The organism is Streptomyces sp. BBFR102, assembly GCF_051397025.1.
In the GTDB taxonomy this organism is placed as follows: Bacteria; Actinomycetota; Actinomycetes; order Streptomycetales; family Streptomycetaceae; genus Streptomyces.
This window is the reverse complement of record NZ_CP195757.1, coordinates 60,063-76,698: the sequence shown is the minus strand read 5'-3', so window position 1 is coordinate 76,698 and position 16,636 is coordinate 60,063. Positions and strand designations below refer to the sequence as shown.

At 73.4% G+C, this 16,636-nt stretch carries 6 protein-coding genes and 1 pseudogene; 4 read left to right on the top strand and 3 right to left on the bottom strand.

All coding sequences use genetic code 11. The features are described from left to right. The first annotated feature begins 231 nt into the window (after window positions 1–231). Window positions 232–591, top strand: coding sequence for an AQJ64_40280 family protein (locus ACSLIC_RS00330; protein ID WP_436735649.1), 360 nt, complete (start codon window positions 232–234; stop codon window positions 589–591). Between the two features lie 458 nt (window positions 592–1,049). Then, window positions 1,050–1,289, top strand: a complete 240-nt coding sequence (locus tag ACSLIC_RS00325) for a hypothetical protein (RefSeq protein WP_436735648.1) — start codon at window positions 1,050–1,052, stop codon at window positions 1,287–1,289. Window positions 1,290–1,855: 566 nt separating this feature from the next. Here the strand turns inward: ACSLIC_RS00325 and ACSLIC_RS00320 are convergent. Continuing rightward, complete coding sequence (locus tag ACSLIC_RS00320) at window positions 1,856–12,628, bottom strand: amino acid adenylation domain-containing protein (RefSeq protein ID WP_436735647.1); 10,773 nt, start codon at window positions 12,626–12,628, stop codon at window positions 1,856–1,858. Further along, window positions 12,588–13,952 (bottom strand): MFS transporter, encoded by a 1,365-nt coding sequence (locus ACSLIC_RS00315; RefSeq protein WP_436735646.1) that lies wholly within the window; start codon window positions 13,950–13,952, stop codon window positions 12,588–12,590. The genes ACSLIC_RS00320 and ACSLIC_RS00315 overlap by 41 nt, the downstream gene beginning before the upstream one ends. Before the next feature lie 520 nt (window positions 13,953–14,472). On the opposite strand from ACSLIC_RS00315, the pseudogene ACSLIC_RS00310 reads away from it, so the two are divergent. Both ACSLIC_RS00310 and ACSLIC_RS00305 read left to right on the top strand, forming a co-directional pair. Beyond that, a pseudogene (locus ACSLIC_RS00310) lies at window positions 14,473–14,703 on the top strand (WhiB family transcriptional regulator); the annotation flags it as partial. Window positions 14,704–14,809: 106 nt separating this feature from the next. Continuing rightward, window positions 14,810–15,736: an Imm49 family immunity protein gene (locus ACSLIC_RS00305; protein WP_436735645.1), complete on the top strand. Its 927-nt coding sequence runs from the start codon at window positions 14,810–14,812 to the stop codon at window positions 15,734–15,736. Between the two features lie 266 nt (window positions 15,737–16,002). Here ACSLIC_RS00305 and ACSLIC_RS00300 read toward each other — a convergent pair whose 3' ends face one another. Beyond that, a complete protein-coding gene (locus ACSLIC_RS00300; RefSeq protein ID WP_436735644.1) occupies window positions 16,003–16,587 on the bottom strand; it encodes a hypothetical protein in 585 nt (194 codons plus the stop codon). Between the last annotated feature and the right edge of the window lie 49 nt (window positions 16,588–16,636).

Below are 16,636 nucleotides of genomic sequence, written 5' to 3'. Positions count from 1 at the left end.
CGCGCGGTCGTCTCGGCCTGGTCGATGCGATGGTCGCCGACTCCCACCGAGCCCCGGTACCGGGTGCCCGCCGTACGCGCTGACGTCGGCCGAGACGCCGTCCCCGGGGTGCTGTCAACCTTCGCGGGCATCACGCGGTCTTGCCGGATGACGTGCGCTACGAGGTTGTCGGCGTGCCCGCGCCGGCGGGACGAAGGGGATGAGGAGGGGATGGCGGCTATGCGGGCCACAGTGACCTGGGTCGACGTGCGAGAGGGAATGCCGGAGATCGGGATGCCTGTCGCGGTGGCGATCACCGGGCGGTACCCGGGGGAGGGCGACGACGGCGGCAGGGCGTCGGGTGAAGAGTTCTGGCTGGTGAGGACGATGTACTTCACGGACTGGTTCGAGTCGCAGGACGGCGTCACCCACTACGACTGCTTCGTCGATTCCGACGAGGTCGTACGCTTCCCCTACTCTGCGGACAGCGACGACAGCGTGACGCACTGGGCGGAACTGCCCACTTTGCCCGGCACGGAGGCGCATTTTCTCGCTGGGGAGGACGTGGGGCCCGCGCTGCGCAACGTCTGGGGCACCTCTGCCGGTGTATGAACCGTGGCGGGCTTGCCGGTTGAAGGGCCGGCTGGCCCCAGCCGATATCTTCTCGGGTTGCGTTCTGGCTCCGAGGCCCTGGGAGGAGACGTCGGGTGCACGTTCGACCAGGCGCAGGCACGCGGCGGTGGCGTCCAGGACGCGCAGGTCGGTGATGCTCCGTTCGACGACGTCCATGCCGGTGAGAAGCAGGGAACACCCGGACCTCCCGGCGAAGTCGCGCGGCGACGACGCGTCCGCGCGCTTCACCGAAGCCGATACGGGTGCCACGGCATGGGCTTGCCTCGTGGCCGCAGCAGGACCACCCCGTACACAGGGCCGCACCGGCGAACCCGCCCGCGTGCCCGACCGGACGTCCGGCCGCGGAGGTGGGTGAGCGCCCGAAGCTGCTCGCGGGTCTGCTGTGGACCAGCCCGGCTTGGTGGTGCTCGCCGGCCGGGGCTCTCGGCCTGACGCCGATGGCATGCAACGACGGCAGTGCCGGCGGCGCGCCTTCTCCCGGTAGTGGTTCGTCGTCGGCGGCCTCGTCGTCCTCCTCTCCGTCCGATGCCGCAGAGGGCAAGTCGGCGGGCACGCCCGCCCAGTCCGGTGTGAAGTGCACGGACCAGATCGACCATGCCGCTGACCCGCGCTCCAATGCCGAGATCAACTCGATCGGTGTGGAGACGGGTACCTGCCCGCCGGTCCACAAGAAGTGACGCACCCCGGTTCGAGGGCGTCGGGCGCGGTCGCCTGACGGTGTGCTGACGGACAGCGGCACGTCGCGCACTCGGGGCGCCGCGTCGGGCGATCACGGGCCCAGGGCTTGGGCCTGAAACCACGCATCGACAGGCTGCCGCAACTGCCGCCGAGGCAGCTGCGTCCTGGCCCGCCCGTGCGGCCCGACGGAGAAGCCCGAGGCCGACGGCCGTGCCGGACAGGCCACGGCCACCCGTCCCGCCTTCCCCGTAGCGCAGGCGCGCATGTCCGGCCGTGCGAGTCAAGCGCCTGCGCAGGCGGTGGAGGGCGACGGTGGGATGGCCGAGTGACACCGGCGACGTACCGATCACCCCACGGGTACGCCTGCCGCCCACCGTGCCGTTGCACCCGCCCGACGGGCACCGGCCGGACCACCTCGACCGGGTCCCCACCGCACCCGACCGCGTGGCCGCCCCACCCGCCGGCCGACCATGCTGAACGCTCGGCCGGGGAAACCCCGGCCGAGCGCCTTTCGGAACCGCCTGCCCCTCACGTCAACGCTCACGGGAGGACCCGAGGCCCGGGATCAGGGAGTTCGCGTGACCTGGGCCAGGAGCCGGGTGAGGGTGTCCGCCCAAGTGAGGATGGTGCGTTCGTCGAAGAGGTCCGTGGAGTACTCGAAGGTGATGGTGAGTTCCTCGGGGCCGGGGACCACGACCACGTACAGCTCGTTGCGGGCCACCCTGGACGTCGGGAGGTCGCGTACCGAGGCGGACACGGAGTGCATGGCGAGGGTGGGTGGCGGTGTGGTGACCACGGTGAACAGCACCGTCGGGAAGAAGGAGCCCTCCGTCTCCTCCGAGACCAGTTCCACCACTTCGGTCAGGGGCAGGTCCTGATGGTCGAGCGCGGTGAAGAGTGCCGCGCCCACTTGCTTCACCAGATCGGCGAAGGCGTCGGCCTCGCTCAGCCGGGCACGGAGCAGGACGGCGTCGCCCAGCAGGCCCACCACACCGGACCGTTCCCCGGCGGTGCGGTTCGCGCTGGACGCGGCCAGCACCACATCGGGCAGGCCGCCGCACAGCCCGCCGGCCCAGGTCGCGAATGTCGCGGCCAGCACGACGTACGGCGTCGTCCCCAGGCGGGTGGCGGTCTCGGCGACCTGCCCGGGAACGTCCCCGCCGACGCGCCAGGTGTGCACGGCCCCCTCGCCGGACAGCTTCGCCGGCCGAGGCCGGTCGTAGGGGAGCGGCAGACGCAGGGGTACGCCGCCGAGTTCGGCGTGCCAGAACTGTTCGAGCTTCGCCCTGCGGCTCCCGCTCAGCGCGTGCTCCGCCCGGGCGCAGTCCGTGAACTGCACCGTTGGCGGCGCCGGACGCTCCCTGGAGCCCGACCGGCGGGCGTCGTACAGCTCGCGCAGTTCGCGCCAGACGACTCCCATGGACCAGCCGTCGCACACGGCGTGGTGGAAGACCGTCACCAGTACCCAGCGATCCGGGCCGAGCCGCGCCAGCCGGAAGCGGAACAGGGGCGCGCGGTCCATCGCGAACGGGCGCGTGGCCTGCTCCAGGCACCACTGCTCGACCGCTTCGTCACCGGCCCGTGCCGTCAGGTCGTCCACTGCCAGCTCCACGGGCACGCGGGCCAGCACCTCGAATCGGTGCCGCCCGTCGCGGAACGAGGCTCTGCCGCGCAGCGCGTGATGGCGGCCCACCAGGTCCTCCAAGGCTCCTGCCAGGTGCCCGGGGTCCAGCTCTCCCCGCAGGTCGACGCGGTGCGCGACGTTGTAGACCGCGGGGTCGGAGTGGGCGTGATGCCGGTGCCACAGCCTGCGCAGCGTGGAGGTCAGCGGCACCGAGTCGACCACCTCGCCGACGGGCGCGGGCCGGTCACCGCGTTCCGCGAGGGCGCGGATCGTCGGGTTCAGGAAGAACTCGGCCATGGACAGCTCGACGTCCAGCTGCTCCGCCATCCGGTTCAGTACTCTGATCGCGCCCAGGGAGTGGCCTCCGAGTTCGAAGAAGGACCGGGTGACCGGCACCTCGCGCACACCGAGTTCCTCGCACCACAGGTCGTGCAGGGCCTCTTCCGCAGCGGTGGCGGGCAACTCGTCCTCGCCCGGGGCCACGAGGTCCGGCCCCGGCTCGGGCAGCGCCGCACGGTCCAGCTTGCCCGAGGTGTTCACCGGCAGGCGGCCGAGGCGCACCCAGTGGCGCGGTACCAGATGGCTGGGGAGCACCGCCGAGAGCGCCGCCCTCAGCTCTCGCAGGTCGGCCTCCGGCTCCGTGGGCACCACGTAGGCGACGAGTTCGTGGTCGCCGTGCTGGTCGCGCCGGGAGACGACGGCCGCGTCCCGCACACCCGGCAGGGCACCCAGCGCCGTCCGCACCTCGGCCGGCTCGACCCGGTGGCCCCGGATCTTGACCTGGTCGTCCGTCCGGCCGCAGTACTGGAGGGTGCCGTCCGTGCGCCAGCGCCCGAGGTCGCCGGTCCGGTACAGCACGGAGCCCGAGCCGTCTGCGAGGAACGCGTCGGCCGTCTCCGCCGGCCGGGCGTGGTAGCCGTACGCCACCGGGGCCCCGCCCACGTGGATCTCTCCGACCGCCCCGGGCAGCACCTTCCGCCCGACGCCGTCGAGCAGGGTGATCCGTGCGCCCGGCACCGGCGTGCCGACCGGTGGCCACGTCCCGCCGTCCGGGTCGACCCGGTGCGAGGTGACGATGACGGAGGTCTCCGTCGGCCCGTACTGGTTGTACAGCGCGCATCCGGGGTGCGCGGAGAGGAACCGGCGGATCGCGGGCGTCAGGTGCAGCGCCTCGCCCGCCGAGAACAGCTCGCGCAGCGAAGGCAGCTCGGGGCCGGTCTCCAGGACGTACCTGAGCGGGGTGCACGGCATGAACAACCGCTCCACGCCGTGGCGCCGCACCACCTCGGCTACCGCCGCCGCGTCGTGCCGCACCTCGTCCTCGATCAGCACCAGTTCCGCCCCGGCGCACAGCGTCGTGAAGATCTCCTGCACGCTCACGTCGAAAGCGGGCGACGTCCACTGCAGGGTGCGCAGCGGGGAATGGCTCCGCCGGTGCCCCCGCACGAGGTTGACCGGCCCACGGTGCGGCACGACGACCCCCTTGGGGAGACCGGTCGAGCCCGAGGTGTACATGCAGTACGCGGGGTCCTCGGGGCGTGCGCCGGCGTCCGGGGGACTCGTGGCGAGACCGCCGTCGACCTCCTCCACCAGGCGCACGGGCAGGTCCGCCTCGTCCGCCCCGAGACCGGCGTGCCCGGCGAGGACGGAAGCGGTGGTCAGCAGCAGCACGGGCGAGCCGTCGTCGAGCAACGCGGACAGCCGCGGGGTGGGCAGCGACGGGTCCAGCGGCAGATACGCGGCGCCGCTCTTGAGCACCCCCAGCACCGCCGCGATCAGCTCCGGGCCGCGCGGCAGCAGCAGCGCCACGCGCTCGCCCGGCACGGCCCCGCGGGCGCGCAGGTCATGGGCGAGCATGTTGGCGCGGCCGTCGAGCTCGCCGTACGGGATGCTCCGCGCCCCGCTCACCAGGGCGACGGCCTGCGGGGCCCGCCGCGCCTGACGCTCGAACAAACCGTGCAGGGTGTCCTCGACGACGGGCGGCGCCTGGTCCAGACCTCCCAGCTGTTCGAGAGCCGTGCGGTCGGCGCGGGTCAGGGCGGTCAGTTCGCCCAGCGGAGCGCCGGGGTCGTCGAGGGCCCGGCGCAGTACCTCTTCCACGTAGTGCGTGAAGCGGGCGACGGTGGCCTCGTCGAACAGGGCCGTGTCGTACTCGACCATGAACCGCACGCCGTCGCCGTGGTGGGTGAAGTAGACGCTCAGGTCGAAGGGGGCCCGCGCGCTCGGCACGTCGATCAGCGTCGCCGCCGGCCTGGACGGGCCGAACTCCACCTCACCCGCGTTCTCGTACTCCACCATCACCTGGAACAGCGGGTTGCGCCCCGGGTCCCGGCGCGGGCCGAGCGCCTCCACCAGCTCGTCGAAGGGGACCCCGCTGTGCTCGAAGGCCGCCGCCCCGCCGGCGCGTACCCGGTGCAGCAGGGTGGGGAAGTCCGGGTCGCCGGCGAGGTCGATGCGGAGCGGGACGGTGTCGAGGAAGAGGCCGACATGGTGCTCGGCGCCGGCGGGCCGGGTGGTGAGCACGGTACCGAGCACCATGTCGTCCTGGTTGCTGAGCCGGCCGAGCACCGCCGCGACGGCGCCGGTCAGGGCCATGAAGACGGTGACCCGGGTCCTGGCCGCGAACGCCCGGAGCGCCCCGGTGAGTTCCGTGTCCAGCTCGCGCGTGAGGCTCGCCCCTGCCCCTGATCTGACCGGGGGACGCGGCCGGTCGGTGGGAAGAGCCAGCTCCGGGGCGCCGGCCAGTTCGCGCCGCCAGAAGGCGAGGGACGCCGCCTGGTCGGCCGGACGGGGCGGGGCCACCCGCGGCGGTGGCGGCGGCACGGGGGCGCCGTGCTCCGCCCGGTAGCAGGCCGCGAGATCGCGGACGAGTACCGCTGTGGAGGCCGAGTCGAAGACGATGTGGTGGGCCAGGAGGAACAGCAGGTGCCGCTCGTCGGACAGGCGCAGCAGCCGCGCTGTCACAAGTGGCCCCTCGCGCAGGTCGAGGAGCCGACGCCCCTCCGTGGCGAGCGCGGCGCTCAGCGCCTCCTCCACCGTGGCCCCCGTGCGGTCCTCCACCGGGCAGTCCAGCCGGACCCGTTCGCGGACCTCCTGGTACGGGACGCCGCCGTCGTCCAGGAACACCGTGCGCAGGGCCGGGTGCCGGTCGGCGACCCGCTGCAGGGCACGGCCGAGGGCGGACGGGTCCAGCGGCCCGTCCAACAGGACCGCCTTGGGCTCGTGGTACATGCTGGTCCCCGGGTGCAGTTGCTCCAGGAACCAGATGCGGCGCTGCGCGGGAGTGAGCGGCAGCCGCTCGGGCTGGGGCGACGCCCGCTCCGTGCCGCCGGGTCCCGCGTGACGGCGAACCCGGTCGAGCACCGGCAGCGCGGCCAGGACCTTGTCCTTCGGGACGCCGAAATCGACGAAGCAGGCGATCTCGTCCGCTCCGGCCGCCACCAGGCCGCGGACCGTCTCGGCGGCCGCGTCCTCGTCACCGATCAGGGCCCGCGAGGCGCAGTAGCGCTCGTAGGCCCGTTCGAGCAGGAACTCCACGTCCTCCTCGGGCGTGGTGTCGAGGTCGGCGGTGAGACCGAGACTGTTGGTGACCTGGCCGAACAGGGAGAGCGAGGAGCGCAGGTACGACACGAACGGCCGGTACGCCTCCGCCCGCGCGCGGTCCCCGTCCTCGTCGAGGTACGTGTGCACCAGTACCACCACCCGGCCGGTCTGCGGGTCGAGCCCGTGCTCGGCACGGGTGCGGCGGTACAGGGCGATGTTCTCCGCCAGCTGCTCGACCGTCTGCGTCATCAGGTTGGTGACCACCCCCAGGTCCTCGGCGGCGGCCCGGCGATAGCTGTCCGGGTTCCCCACGACCGCCACGTACAGGGGGAGTTCGCGCTGAAGAGGAGCGGGGTGCAGACGGACCTCGACGTCCTCGCCGTCACCGGCGGCCACCGGCAGCGGCTGCCCCGACCAGAGCCGGCGCACGGTCTCCAACTGCTCGTACATCACCTCGCGGTGGCGCCCGAAGTGCTGTGGGGCGAGTGAGAAGTCGGTGGCGTGCCAGCCGCTCGCGACGCAGAGGCCCGCTCGGCCGCCGGAGATGTTGTCGACCATCGACCACTCCTCGGCCACCCGCACCGGGTGGTGCAGGGGCAGCACGACCGAGCCCGCGTGCAGCCGGACGTGCCGGGTGCTCGCGGCGAGCGCCGCGGCGAGCACGGAGGGATTGGGGAACAGCGCGCCGAAGGAGTTGAAGTGGCGCTCGGGAAGCCACAGCGCGTGGAAACCGTGTGTGTCGGCGTACTTCGACGCCTCCATGATCAGCGCGTACTTGTCGCGGTCGGCGCCCTCGGGGTAGTCGCCGAAGAAGTACAGACTGAAGTCGCACCCCGGGACGGAGCCAGGCGCGCGCCGCTCGCCGTGCTCCTCCGGTGCGGCGGGCGGGGAGGCCACCGGCGCCGCGGGTACGGCCGGTGCCGGGGGAGCGGGCCGGGGCTGAGGGACGGCCCGTGTGGGCGGGTCGGCGGGTGCCGGTGCCCGGGGCGCCGCGGGCGGGGCCTTCGTGGACGCGAGGACGTCGAGCTGCCGGGACATCACGCCGGTCACCTGGTCGATGAGGTGCTCCGTGAGCTTCAGCTGCTGCCCCAGCAGCTCGTGCAGCCCGGTGGCGGCCCCGGATTCCGGAACGGGGAAGGCTGGTGCCGGTGGTGCCGGTGGTGCCGGTGGTGCCGGTGAGGCAGGGGCGGGCGCGGGCGCCTCTTCCCCGTGCGGTCGCGGGCGCGCCGCCTGCGGCTGCCGCTCCGCGTCCCCGGGTGCTCCGGCGGGAGCCGGGGCCGGCGCGGCGCCCAACTGCGCCAGGCGTTCGGCCAGCGCGCGCGGGGTGTCGGCGGTGGAGAACAGCTCCCGTACCGGGACACGTGCGCCGTACCGCTCCTCCAGCTCCGCCGTCATGCCCATCAGCGCGAGCGAGTCCGCGCCCAGCTCGAAGAACGAGGTGTCGGGCCTGACGTCCGGCACCGCCAGGCCGAGCTTGCCGGCGGTCAGACGGCGTACGTGGTCGAGCAGTTCGTCCGGCATGGCGTTCTCCTTCGAAGGGGTGGCCGGTGGCGTGCCCGGACGCGGCACCGGTCGCCTGCGCAGAGGGTGCCCCGGCAGCGGGACCCTGCCCCCGCCGTTGTCGACCGCTGCCCACTCCAGATCGGCACCCCTGCGGTACAGCGAACCCAGCGACATCAGCAGACCGCGTGTCTGCTCCTCGGTGTCCCGGCCCGCACCCTGCCCGCCGAGCCAGCGGCTCCGCGGTACGCAGTGGCGGCCCAGACCGGTGAGCGTGTCCCCCGCACCGAGCTCCAGGAAGTCCTCGCAGCCCTCGCCCGCCGCCGCGGCCATGGCCAGGTCGAACCGGACGGGGCCGCGCGCCTGGTGCAGGAGGTAGCCGACGTCCGGCGTCCAGCCCACCGGGCGCACCCGCCCGTCGGCGGCGGTCACCATCGGCGTGTGCAGGGGACTGTACGCCGCCTTCTCGATGTGCGGACGGAACGCGTCCAGAGCCGGTTCGACGGCAACCGAGTGGAACGCCCGGTCGACGGGGAGTGCTCGCCACCGCACGCCCTCCCGGTCCATCAGGCGCACCGCCTCCTCCAGGGCGTCCGGCGGGCCGGAGAGCACCTGTGCGCGTGGCCCGTTGAACGCCGCCACGACGGCCCCCGCGGCCCGCGCGACACGCTCCGCCTCCGCCGGCCCGGTCCGCGCGGCGAGCATGCCGCCCGGGGAACAGGACGTCCCCATCAGCCGCCCGCGCCACGCCGTCAGCCGCAGTCCGTCGTCGAGCGTGAGGGCGCCTCCTGCGTACAGGGCCGCGTACTCGCCGACGCTGTGACCGAACAGCAGGGCCGGGCGCACCCCGGCGGCGCGCCACACGTCGGCGAGCGCCGCCTGGTGGGCGAAGAGGGCGGCCTGCGCAGTGTCGGTGGGCCACATGCCGTCGTCGGCGGAACCGTCCAGCAGCAGGGGGAGCAGCGTGCCGCCGAACGCGTCGGCGTACAGCTCCTCGCACCGGTCCAGCACCCGCCGGGCGACCGGGTGGGCGGAGTACAGCCCGCTCGCCATGCCGCGCCGGCCGCTGCCCTGGCCGGCGAAGGCGAACGCCAGCGGGCCGAGCGGGGTCGGAGGTCCGGCCTCCCGGTCGTCCAGGGCGTCGGCCAGCTCCTCGGCGGTCCGGCCGACGGCCGAGGTCCGCGAGGCCCGGTGGGGCCTGCCGAGCGCCATGGTGGCCGCAACGTCCGCCGCGGCGAGGTCCGGCTCCTTCCGCAGCCGGTCGCGGAGCAGACCGGTGAGCTCCTCCAACGCCTCCGGGTCACGGGCGGACACCGGGACGAGCACCGGCACTTCGGGCGTGAGGGGAGCGGCCCGTACGGGGGGCTCCTCCAGCACCACGTGCGCGTTGGTGCCACCGACCCCCAAGGCGCTGACCCCGGCCCGGCGCGGCACCCCCTCCCGCGCGGGCCACTCTCTCAGCTCGGTGCCCAGGACGAGGGGCCCGCCGTCCAGCCGCAGCTCGGGATTGGGCCGTGCCAGGTGCAGTGTGGGCACCAGGGTGCGGTGGCGCAGCATGAGGACCGTCTTCAGGAAGCCGGCCATCCCGGCGCAGCTGTCGAGATGTCCGATACTCGGCTTCACCGAGCCCACCGTGCAGAATCCGGTCCGCCGAGTGCCTTCCCCCAGCGCCCGGCCCAGCGCCTCCAGCTCCACCGGATCGCCGAGCCGGGTGCCCGTCCCGTGGGCCTCCACGTACGAGATCGTCTCCGCGGGCACGTCGGCCCTGCGCAACGCCTGGCGCACGACTTCCACCTGGCCCGCGACACCGGGCGCGCTGAAGCCGACCTTGCCCGCCCCGTCGTTGTTGACGGCGGAGCCCAGAATGACCGCGTGCACCGAGTCGCCGTCGGCCAGCGCCCGGTCGAGCCGCTTGAGCAGCACGGCCGCGACACCGTTGCCGCCGACCGTGCCGTCCGCCTCCGCGTCGAAGGCCCGGCAGCGCCCGGTGGGGGACAGGACCGACCCGGGGTGGCTGCGGTAGCCGCTCTCCTGCGGCAGGTGGACGGCCGCCGCGCCCGCCAGCGCCATGGACACCTCGCCGCTCAGCAGCGCCTGCACGGCCAGGTGGACGGCGACCAGTGAGGTGGAGCAGGCCGTCTGCACGCCGATGGCGGGGCCGGTGAGGCCCAGCCGGTAGGCGACGCGGGAGGCGAGGAAGTCGGACTCCCGTCCGATGGCCGCCTGCATAGCCGCGGCAGGGTCCTCCGGTGCCGAGGGCGCGTGAGCCGCCGGCCGGCTCTGATGGCCGTAGAGGTGCATGCCCGCGCCGGCGAACACGCCGGTCCTCGTGCCCGCCTCGGGTGCCGCGTAGCCGCCGTCCTCAAGCGCCTCGTGACAGCACTCGAGGAAGAGCCGGTGCCCGGGATGGGTGAGGCCCGCCTCCACGGGGCTCATCCCGAAGAAGTCCGGGTCGAAGTCGTCGACCCGGTCGACGACACCCCCGACCGGTACGAGGCCGGGGGCGCGCCGCTGCTCCAAGGACACACCGGCGGCGGCGAGCTGCTCCTCGTCGAAGACCCGCACGCTGTCCACGCCGTCGCGCAGGTTCGCCCAGAACCGGTCGGCCGAGTCCGCGCCGGGAAAACGCAGCGACAGGCCGATGACCGCGACCCGGCGCTCGGCCGCGTCGTCCGCCGGAGCGGTGGACGCGAGCTGCGGCGGGACGGCGGGGGCGGAGCCCAGGTGCGCGGCGAGCGCCGCGGCCGTGGGGTGCTCGAACAACGCGGTCTGGGGGACGGGCACCGCGAGCCGGGTTTCGAGGCGGGAGCGGAGCCGGGTGAGGAGCAGAGAGTCCAGCCCCAGCTCGTAGAACGGCACGCGCGCGTCCACAGGGCGCCCGAGCAGGACGCCGATCTCCTCGCACACCACCCCCGTCAGGTCGTCGGAGGCACCGCCGCCGACGACCTGACCGGTACCGGTCGGGAAGCCGCCGGTGATCAGCTTGTGGCGCAGCTCGGCGCGGCGCACCTTGCCGGCGGGGGTCCTCGGGAAGTCACCGTGCGCGACGGGCAGGACGTGAGTGGCGGTCAGACGCAGCCGGGAGAACAGCTCCGCCTTGACCTCCCGCACGATCCGCGGGTCCTCATCGGCGCCCCGGCTCACGAAGAACACGGCCAGCCGCTCCGTACCGCTGTCCTCGTCCGGCACACCGCACGCCGCGACCTCACCCTGGCGGACTCCCGCGACGGAGGCCGCCGCCCCCTCCACCTCGTGGCAGTACACGTTGTTCCCGTTGACGACGATCAGGTCCTTGCGCCTGCCGGTGATCACGACCTGCCCCTCGTCGAGGAAGGCGAGGTCGCCCGTCTCCAGCCACTCCCGCCCGGCGGGAAAGGCGTCCGCGTCCGCCTCCGGGTTGTTCACGTAGCCGGGCGTGACACGGGCGGGGCTGCGCACCTGGAGGCGGCCAATCCTGCCGGGCGGCGCGAGTCGGCCGCGGTCGTCCACGACCCGCAGGGTGACTCCGTGCGCCGGCGAGCCGGCGGCGACGAAGGTGGCGCACTCCTCCTCCGGAGTTCGCGCGCCGGCCCGCACCAGGTCGCCGCCCAGGCTGCTCTTGAGCAGCCGGTGCACGGTGCCGGGCCGGTCCAGCCGCCCGTAGGCGACGGCGGTGACCGTCTCGGCCATCCCCCACACCGGCACGATGTGCCCCTCCCGGACCCCGGATGCGGCGGTGGCGTCGAGGAAGCGGCGGAGCACCGGCAGCACGATCTGCTCGCCGCCGCACAACAGCGTCTTGAGACCGCTCAGATCCCGGGCGCGGGGCGGCCCTTCGGCGAGGGCGTCGGCGACCAGCCCGTACCCGAACGTCGGTGCCCAGCTGTGCTGCGCCTCGTAGGTCTCGACGAGGTCGAGCCAGCGCAGTGGCTCGGCCAGGACGTGGTCGGTCGGTGCGTGGACGTTGGTGCACCCCGCGAAGACCGCCAGCAGGTGGTACAGCAGGAACGCCCCGCTGTGGTCGACGGGCAGCCAGTTCACCATCGTGTCGTCCGGCCCTACGTCCAGTGTCCGCCGGGCGCTCGCGGCGAAGTCCGTCAGACCGGCGTGGGTGAGCCGCGCCGCCTTGGGCACACCGGTGCTGCCGGACGACAACATCAGCAGCGCGACGTCGCTCCCGGCCGGCTCGACGAGGCCCTCGGCGGGGGGCGTGTCCAGGCACGCCCCGGCGACCGCCACCCGCAGGTGGGGAGCGGCGACGGCCAGCTCCCGCGCCCCCGGGCCGTCACTGAGGACCAGAGGCGCGTCCAACGTCGCGCAGGCGTGCAGCAGGCGTTCGTACGCGGGCGAGCCGGGAACGGCCCGGTCCGCGATCGCCGCGGGCCTGGCGCCGCCCAGGAGACAGGCCCAGAAGGCGGGGAAGAACTCCGCGAGGGGTAACCCGCACAACACCACGTCGTCGCCGGCCCGCAGCCCTCGTGCCCGTAGCCCGGCGAGGAGCCCGCGGGCCTGGGAGAGCAGCTCACCGTAGGACAGGCTGGTCGGGGTACCGTCCGGCGCGATCGTGACGACTGCGGCGCCGGTGGCCGCGTCGGCGGCGCGCAGCAGGGCGTCCACGGCGGTGCGTGGGTCGTCCTCGGTGTACTCCTGCTCAGGCCCCCGGCAGAGTGCCTGACCTCGGACTCGTTCCATGCGTGCCCCCTTCTGATCCGCTGGTGGGTGACGGCGACCGGGGCACTGCGGCGGCGAACAGCAGCAGGAGCAGCGCTCCGCACACCGCCGCACCGTGGAAGATCCCGACCACCGTCAGGGCGGGCAACGTTTCGAGAGCTGCCGCGGCGAGCACTGTGCCCACGGCGAAGCCGGCCGTCTCCGCCGTGGCGGACATGCCGAACAGGCGGCTGCGCTGGCGGTCCGACGCTGCCTGGAGGCGCGAGGTGAAGACGATCTCGGTCCAGCCGTCCGCGAAGCCCGCGCAGGCGGCGACCGCCATGAGGCCGGCGTCGGGCAGACCGGTGAACGCCGCCACGAAGAACACCGACATCGCCAACGTACCCAACGCGAAGGCGCGTTCGCCCCACGCCGGCCCCTTCGCGGCACGTTTCAGCACGAAGTGCGCGACGATGGTGCCGATCGCCCACGCGACCCAGAACCGGGTCATGAACAGCGCGGGACCCGACGGCTCCGAGGCGTGCGCGACCACGGGCAGTGCGACGTTGTGCGAGGAGGACGCGAGGGCATCCACCCCGCGAAGCACGATCATGCCGAGCAGCAGCCCGGGAAGCCCGGCCGCGCCACGCCACGGAAGCCGGCGCCCCGGCCGCTCGGCGTCCTCTCTCCGGCCGCCCTCCTCCAGGCCGTGCTCCTCGCCGTCCGTACGCGGCCGCAGGACCAGCAGGGCTCCCGCGGAGACCGCGAAGCTCGCGGCGTTGACGGCGAAGGCGGTCCCGTAGCCGCCGAACGCGATGACCGGGGCGGCCGAGGCGAATCCCAGCACGGTGGCGATCGACCGCCCCGTGACCAGCAGTCCGTTGGCCCGGGTACGGAATTCCCGGCCGACCATGGCGGGGACCGCGCTGCGCAGGGCGACGGTGAAGCAGGTGTTCCCCGCGCCCATCACGACGACGGCGCAGCCCAGCAGCCATGCCGGCGTGCGGGCGGCGCACAGGGCGAGGACGGTCATGGCGAGACCTTGGGCGACGTCCGCGCCGATCATCACGCGCAGGCGGCTGGTCCTCGCCGACAGGGCCGCCGAGCTGAGCCCGGCGACGAAGCCGGAGAGCAGGCGCAGCGCCATCACCGCGCCGACCCCGAAGGCGGTGCCGGTGACCTGGTACGAGAACAGGCTCAGCGCGATCAGGTTCAGGTAGTTGCCGTACCCGGACACCGCGTACGCGCAGACGACCGCGCGGAAGCGCCCGTCCGTCCCGCTGCCCTGCCCCCCTCCGGGTTCGCGCGCGCCCGCCGGTCCTCGTTCCGAGGTTCCCGCAGGTACGCCGGCGGCCTTCGTCGCCACCGGCCGGGACTTCCGCCTCACGTGTTCGCCACGAGGGCCCCGGCGCGCAACTCCTCCAGCGCGTCGGCCACCTGACGGCCCCCCTCAGTGAGCAAACCTTCTCCCCGATGCCGATGCCGATGCCGATGCCGAGCCGGTGCTGTCGCGAAAGTACCGGAACGCCTCGGTGCCGTGCCGACCGCGGAAGCCGGCCATCTTCGCGCCGAACGTCCAAGGAATTCTGCCAACGATCATACAGAATAGGGGACTTGCGCTTCCCGGGCGGTGCGGGGCGAGGCCGCCTCGGGTGCGCCGCGCTGCGGCTGCCGCCGTGCTCGCCGTCCGTTTCCGGCTGGCTGGTGGGCGTCGGTTCGATGACGTGAACTCGTCCGGTACGAATGCCTCCGGCGGCCCACGCGGCCGTGATCGTCTTGCCGGACCCGGTGGCGGAGACCACCGGCACCCCGATCTCCAACATCCTCTCCCGTGCGTCGACGCCGGTCACCGCGGCCCGCGCAGCCGCCATCCCCTCCCCACACCCGCTAAGGCCCTTTGCACCGGCTGCCCGGTGCGCACCGAGTGCCTTGCCTATGCCCTCGACCACCGGATCGACCATGGAATCTGGGGTGGCATGACCGAGCGCGAACGGCGCTCCCTCCTGCGACGCCGACCGCTGGTCACCTCCTGGCGCCGCCTGCTCGAAGCGGCCCGATCAGAACATGAACGCATCGTCCGGTCCGACGACGAGCAGCCCTGGAACGCCACGGGGTGATCACCCCCGCTCGCACAATGCCTTCGGATCCCGCGTCACCGCAATGCGGTCGCCGGACGGAAAGCGCGAGAGCGGCGCTGTCGGTGGCGCCTGACAGGATTCACCGATGGAGATCAGCCACGCGTTACGCCACCCCGTGAAACAGCAGCGCCTCGACCAGGCCCTCGGCGACAAGACGGACCGTGTCCAGGAGCGTTTCGAGGACGTCTACCAACGCGGCTACCCGATGCGCGTGATGCTCGAGGAACTCGGGCACGAGCTGCTCGACCACGTCGCAGCGCGCACCACCCAGGACCCCGACCTCGACGACGAGCGCACCCGCCTCACCCTGCTCACCGCTGCTGAATGCCGCCTGGGCGTGCTGGACCGGGGCTGCTTTCCCCACGGCGACTGGGAGATCCCCTTGCCTTTGACCGGGACGCGTCTGACCAGCGAGGAGCTGGACTACGACGAGACGCACGACGCGACCGACACGGTCACCGCCCGCACATGGGTCGACGCCTTCGACATCTGCGTCGCCAGCGGTCTGGTGCGGGACTGGGAACGGGTGATCGGTCTGCTCCTACGCAACGACTTCGCGCCCGCCCTGCGCAACAACCTGCCCCACGCCGGCCGGGACTCCGTCTCCGATCCGGCCGACCTCGCGCACATGGATGCCCTGTGCGGCTACCTGACGCCGGCCCGGGGGCACCTGCCCCGCGACTGGCCGCAGGTGACGCTGACGAAGCCTTCGACGGACGAGCGACTGGACGCGGCCCTCGCCCTGGACGCCGGCCACGCGGTCAGCCCCGATCAGCGCCTGCTGCGCGTCCTGCTCGCCGACGATCAGAGCGCGTTCGAGCGGGCCTTGGACGAACGGCTGGCGCAGCACCGTGCCGGTGTCGGGGAGAGCCCCGCGCCCGGAACGTTGCTCCCCCTGGGCGCGGTCGCCTTGGCCGCACTCGCCGTACAGGTGCACGGCTGGGACCTGCAGACCAGGTCCGCCTACCTTCCGACCTCGCTCGTGAAGCCGCCTGCCCCTGTCGGCTCCTGACCTGGCACGCCGATCAGCACAGTCGTTGCCCGGCCGCCGAGCTGCACCACGTCCACTTCCGCGTCGACGTACCCGAACTCGCGGGCCATGCGCACCAACGCCTCCCGAAGCAGGATCTGGCGCTCCGCGCCGGCCCATGGCCGGCGCGGCGATGATGGTCACAGCCATCCGCGATCTGGGGTCGCCGTCGTTGGAGCCGAGCGGCGCCAGATCGACGAGCGTGTCCAGGACCGGCAAGGCGGCGTTGTCCGCGGGCTGTTCGCACGTCATCCGCAGTTCGGTGGTGGGCGGGGCGGCCCACGACAGCCCGGCCAGTCGCCGACGACGTCGGGCAACAGCTCGGCAGCAGTCTCCCACGCGGCGAGCAGCACGGCCTGGACCTCGCCGAAGCCCAACCGCGTGTCCCAGCCGGGGCCAAGAGCTGCTGCCCAGGCCTCCGCGTCCTCGATCAGGACGTCCGCGCAGACGACCACAGTGGACTCCATCGTGGTGGGCAGGGCGAGCATGACGGATGCCGTCAACGCCGGGCCGCCGTGCGATCCCGCGATCGTGCACGAGTAGCCGACAGAACGGGCCGAGTTGCCGAAGGGCCCCCGTTCCCAGCGAGCGGCGGGCAGATCCGCGCCTCGGCGCATGGACAGCATGGTCACCGCCCCGGCCACGACGCTGTGCGGAAGCTGCTGCTCAAGCAGCGTGCGCCGGGGCTTGCTGATCTCCAGCCGGCCCGCCTCGGCCCAGGGCAGGTTCACCATGGCGCGCAGGCGCAGCGCCGGCGTCTGGCGGGAGGTCCCGATCTCGGCCGACCGGCCCTGGTTGAGGCTGAAGCGGGGGAGCGGCTGCCACCGCCACACGCCGCGCCCCGAACACGTCAGGCGGCCCGCGCCCCAGGATCCGCCCTCG

Excerpts from the sequence above, each read along its gene's own strand:
- ACSLIC_RS00305 (WP_436735645.1), top strand. The coding sequence starts at position 14,810 with ATGGAGATCAGCCACGCGTTACGCCACCCCGTGAAACAGCAGCGCCTC.
- ACSLIC_RS00325 (WP_436735648.1), top strand. The coding sequence starts at position 1,050 with ATGGCATGCAACGACGGCAGTGCCGGCGGCGCGCCTTCTCCCGGTAGT.
- ACSLIC_RS00320 (WP_436735647.1), bottom strand. The coding sequence starts at position 12,628 with ATGGAACGAGTCCGAGGTCAGGCACTCTGCCGGGGGCCTGAGCAGGAG.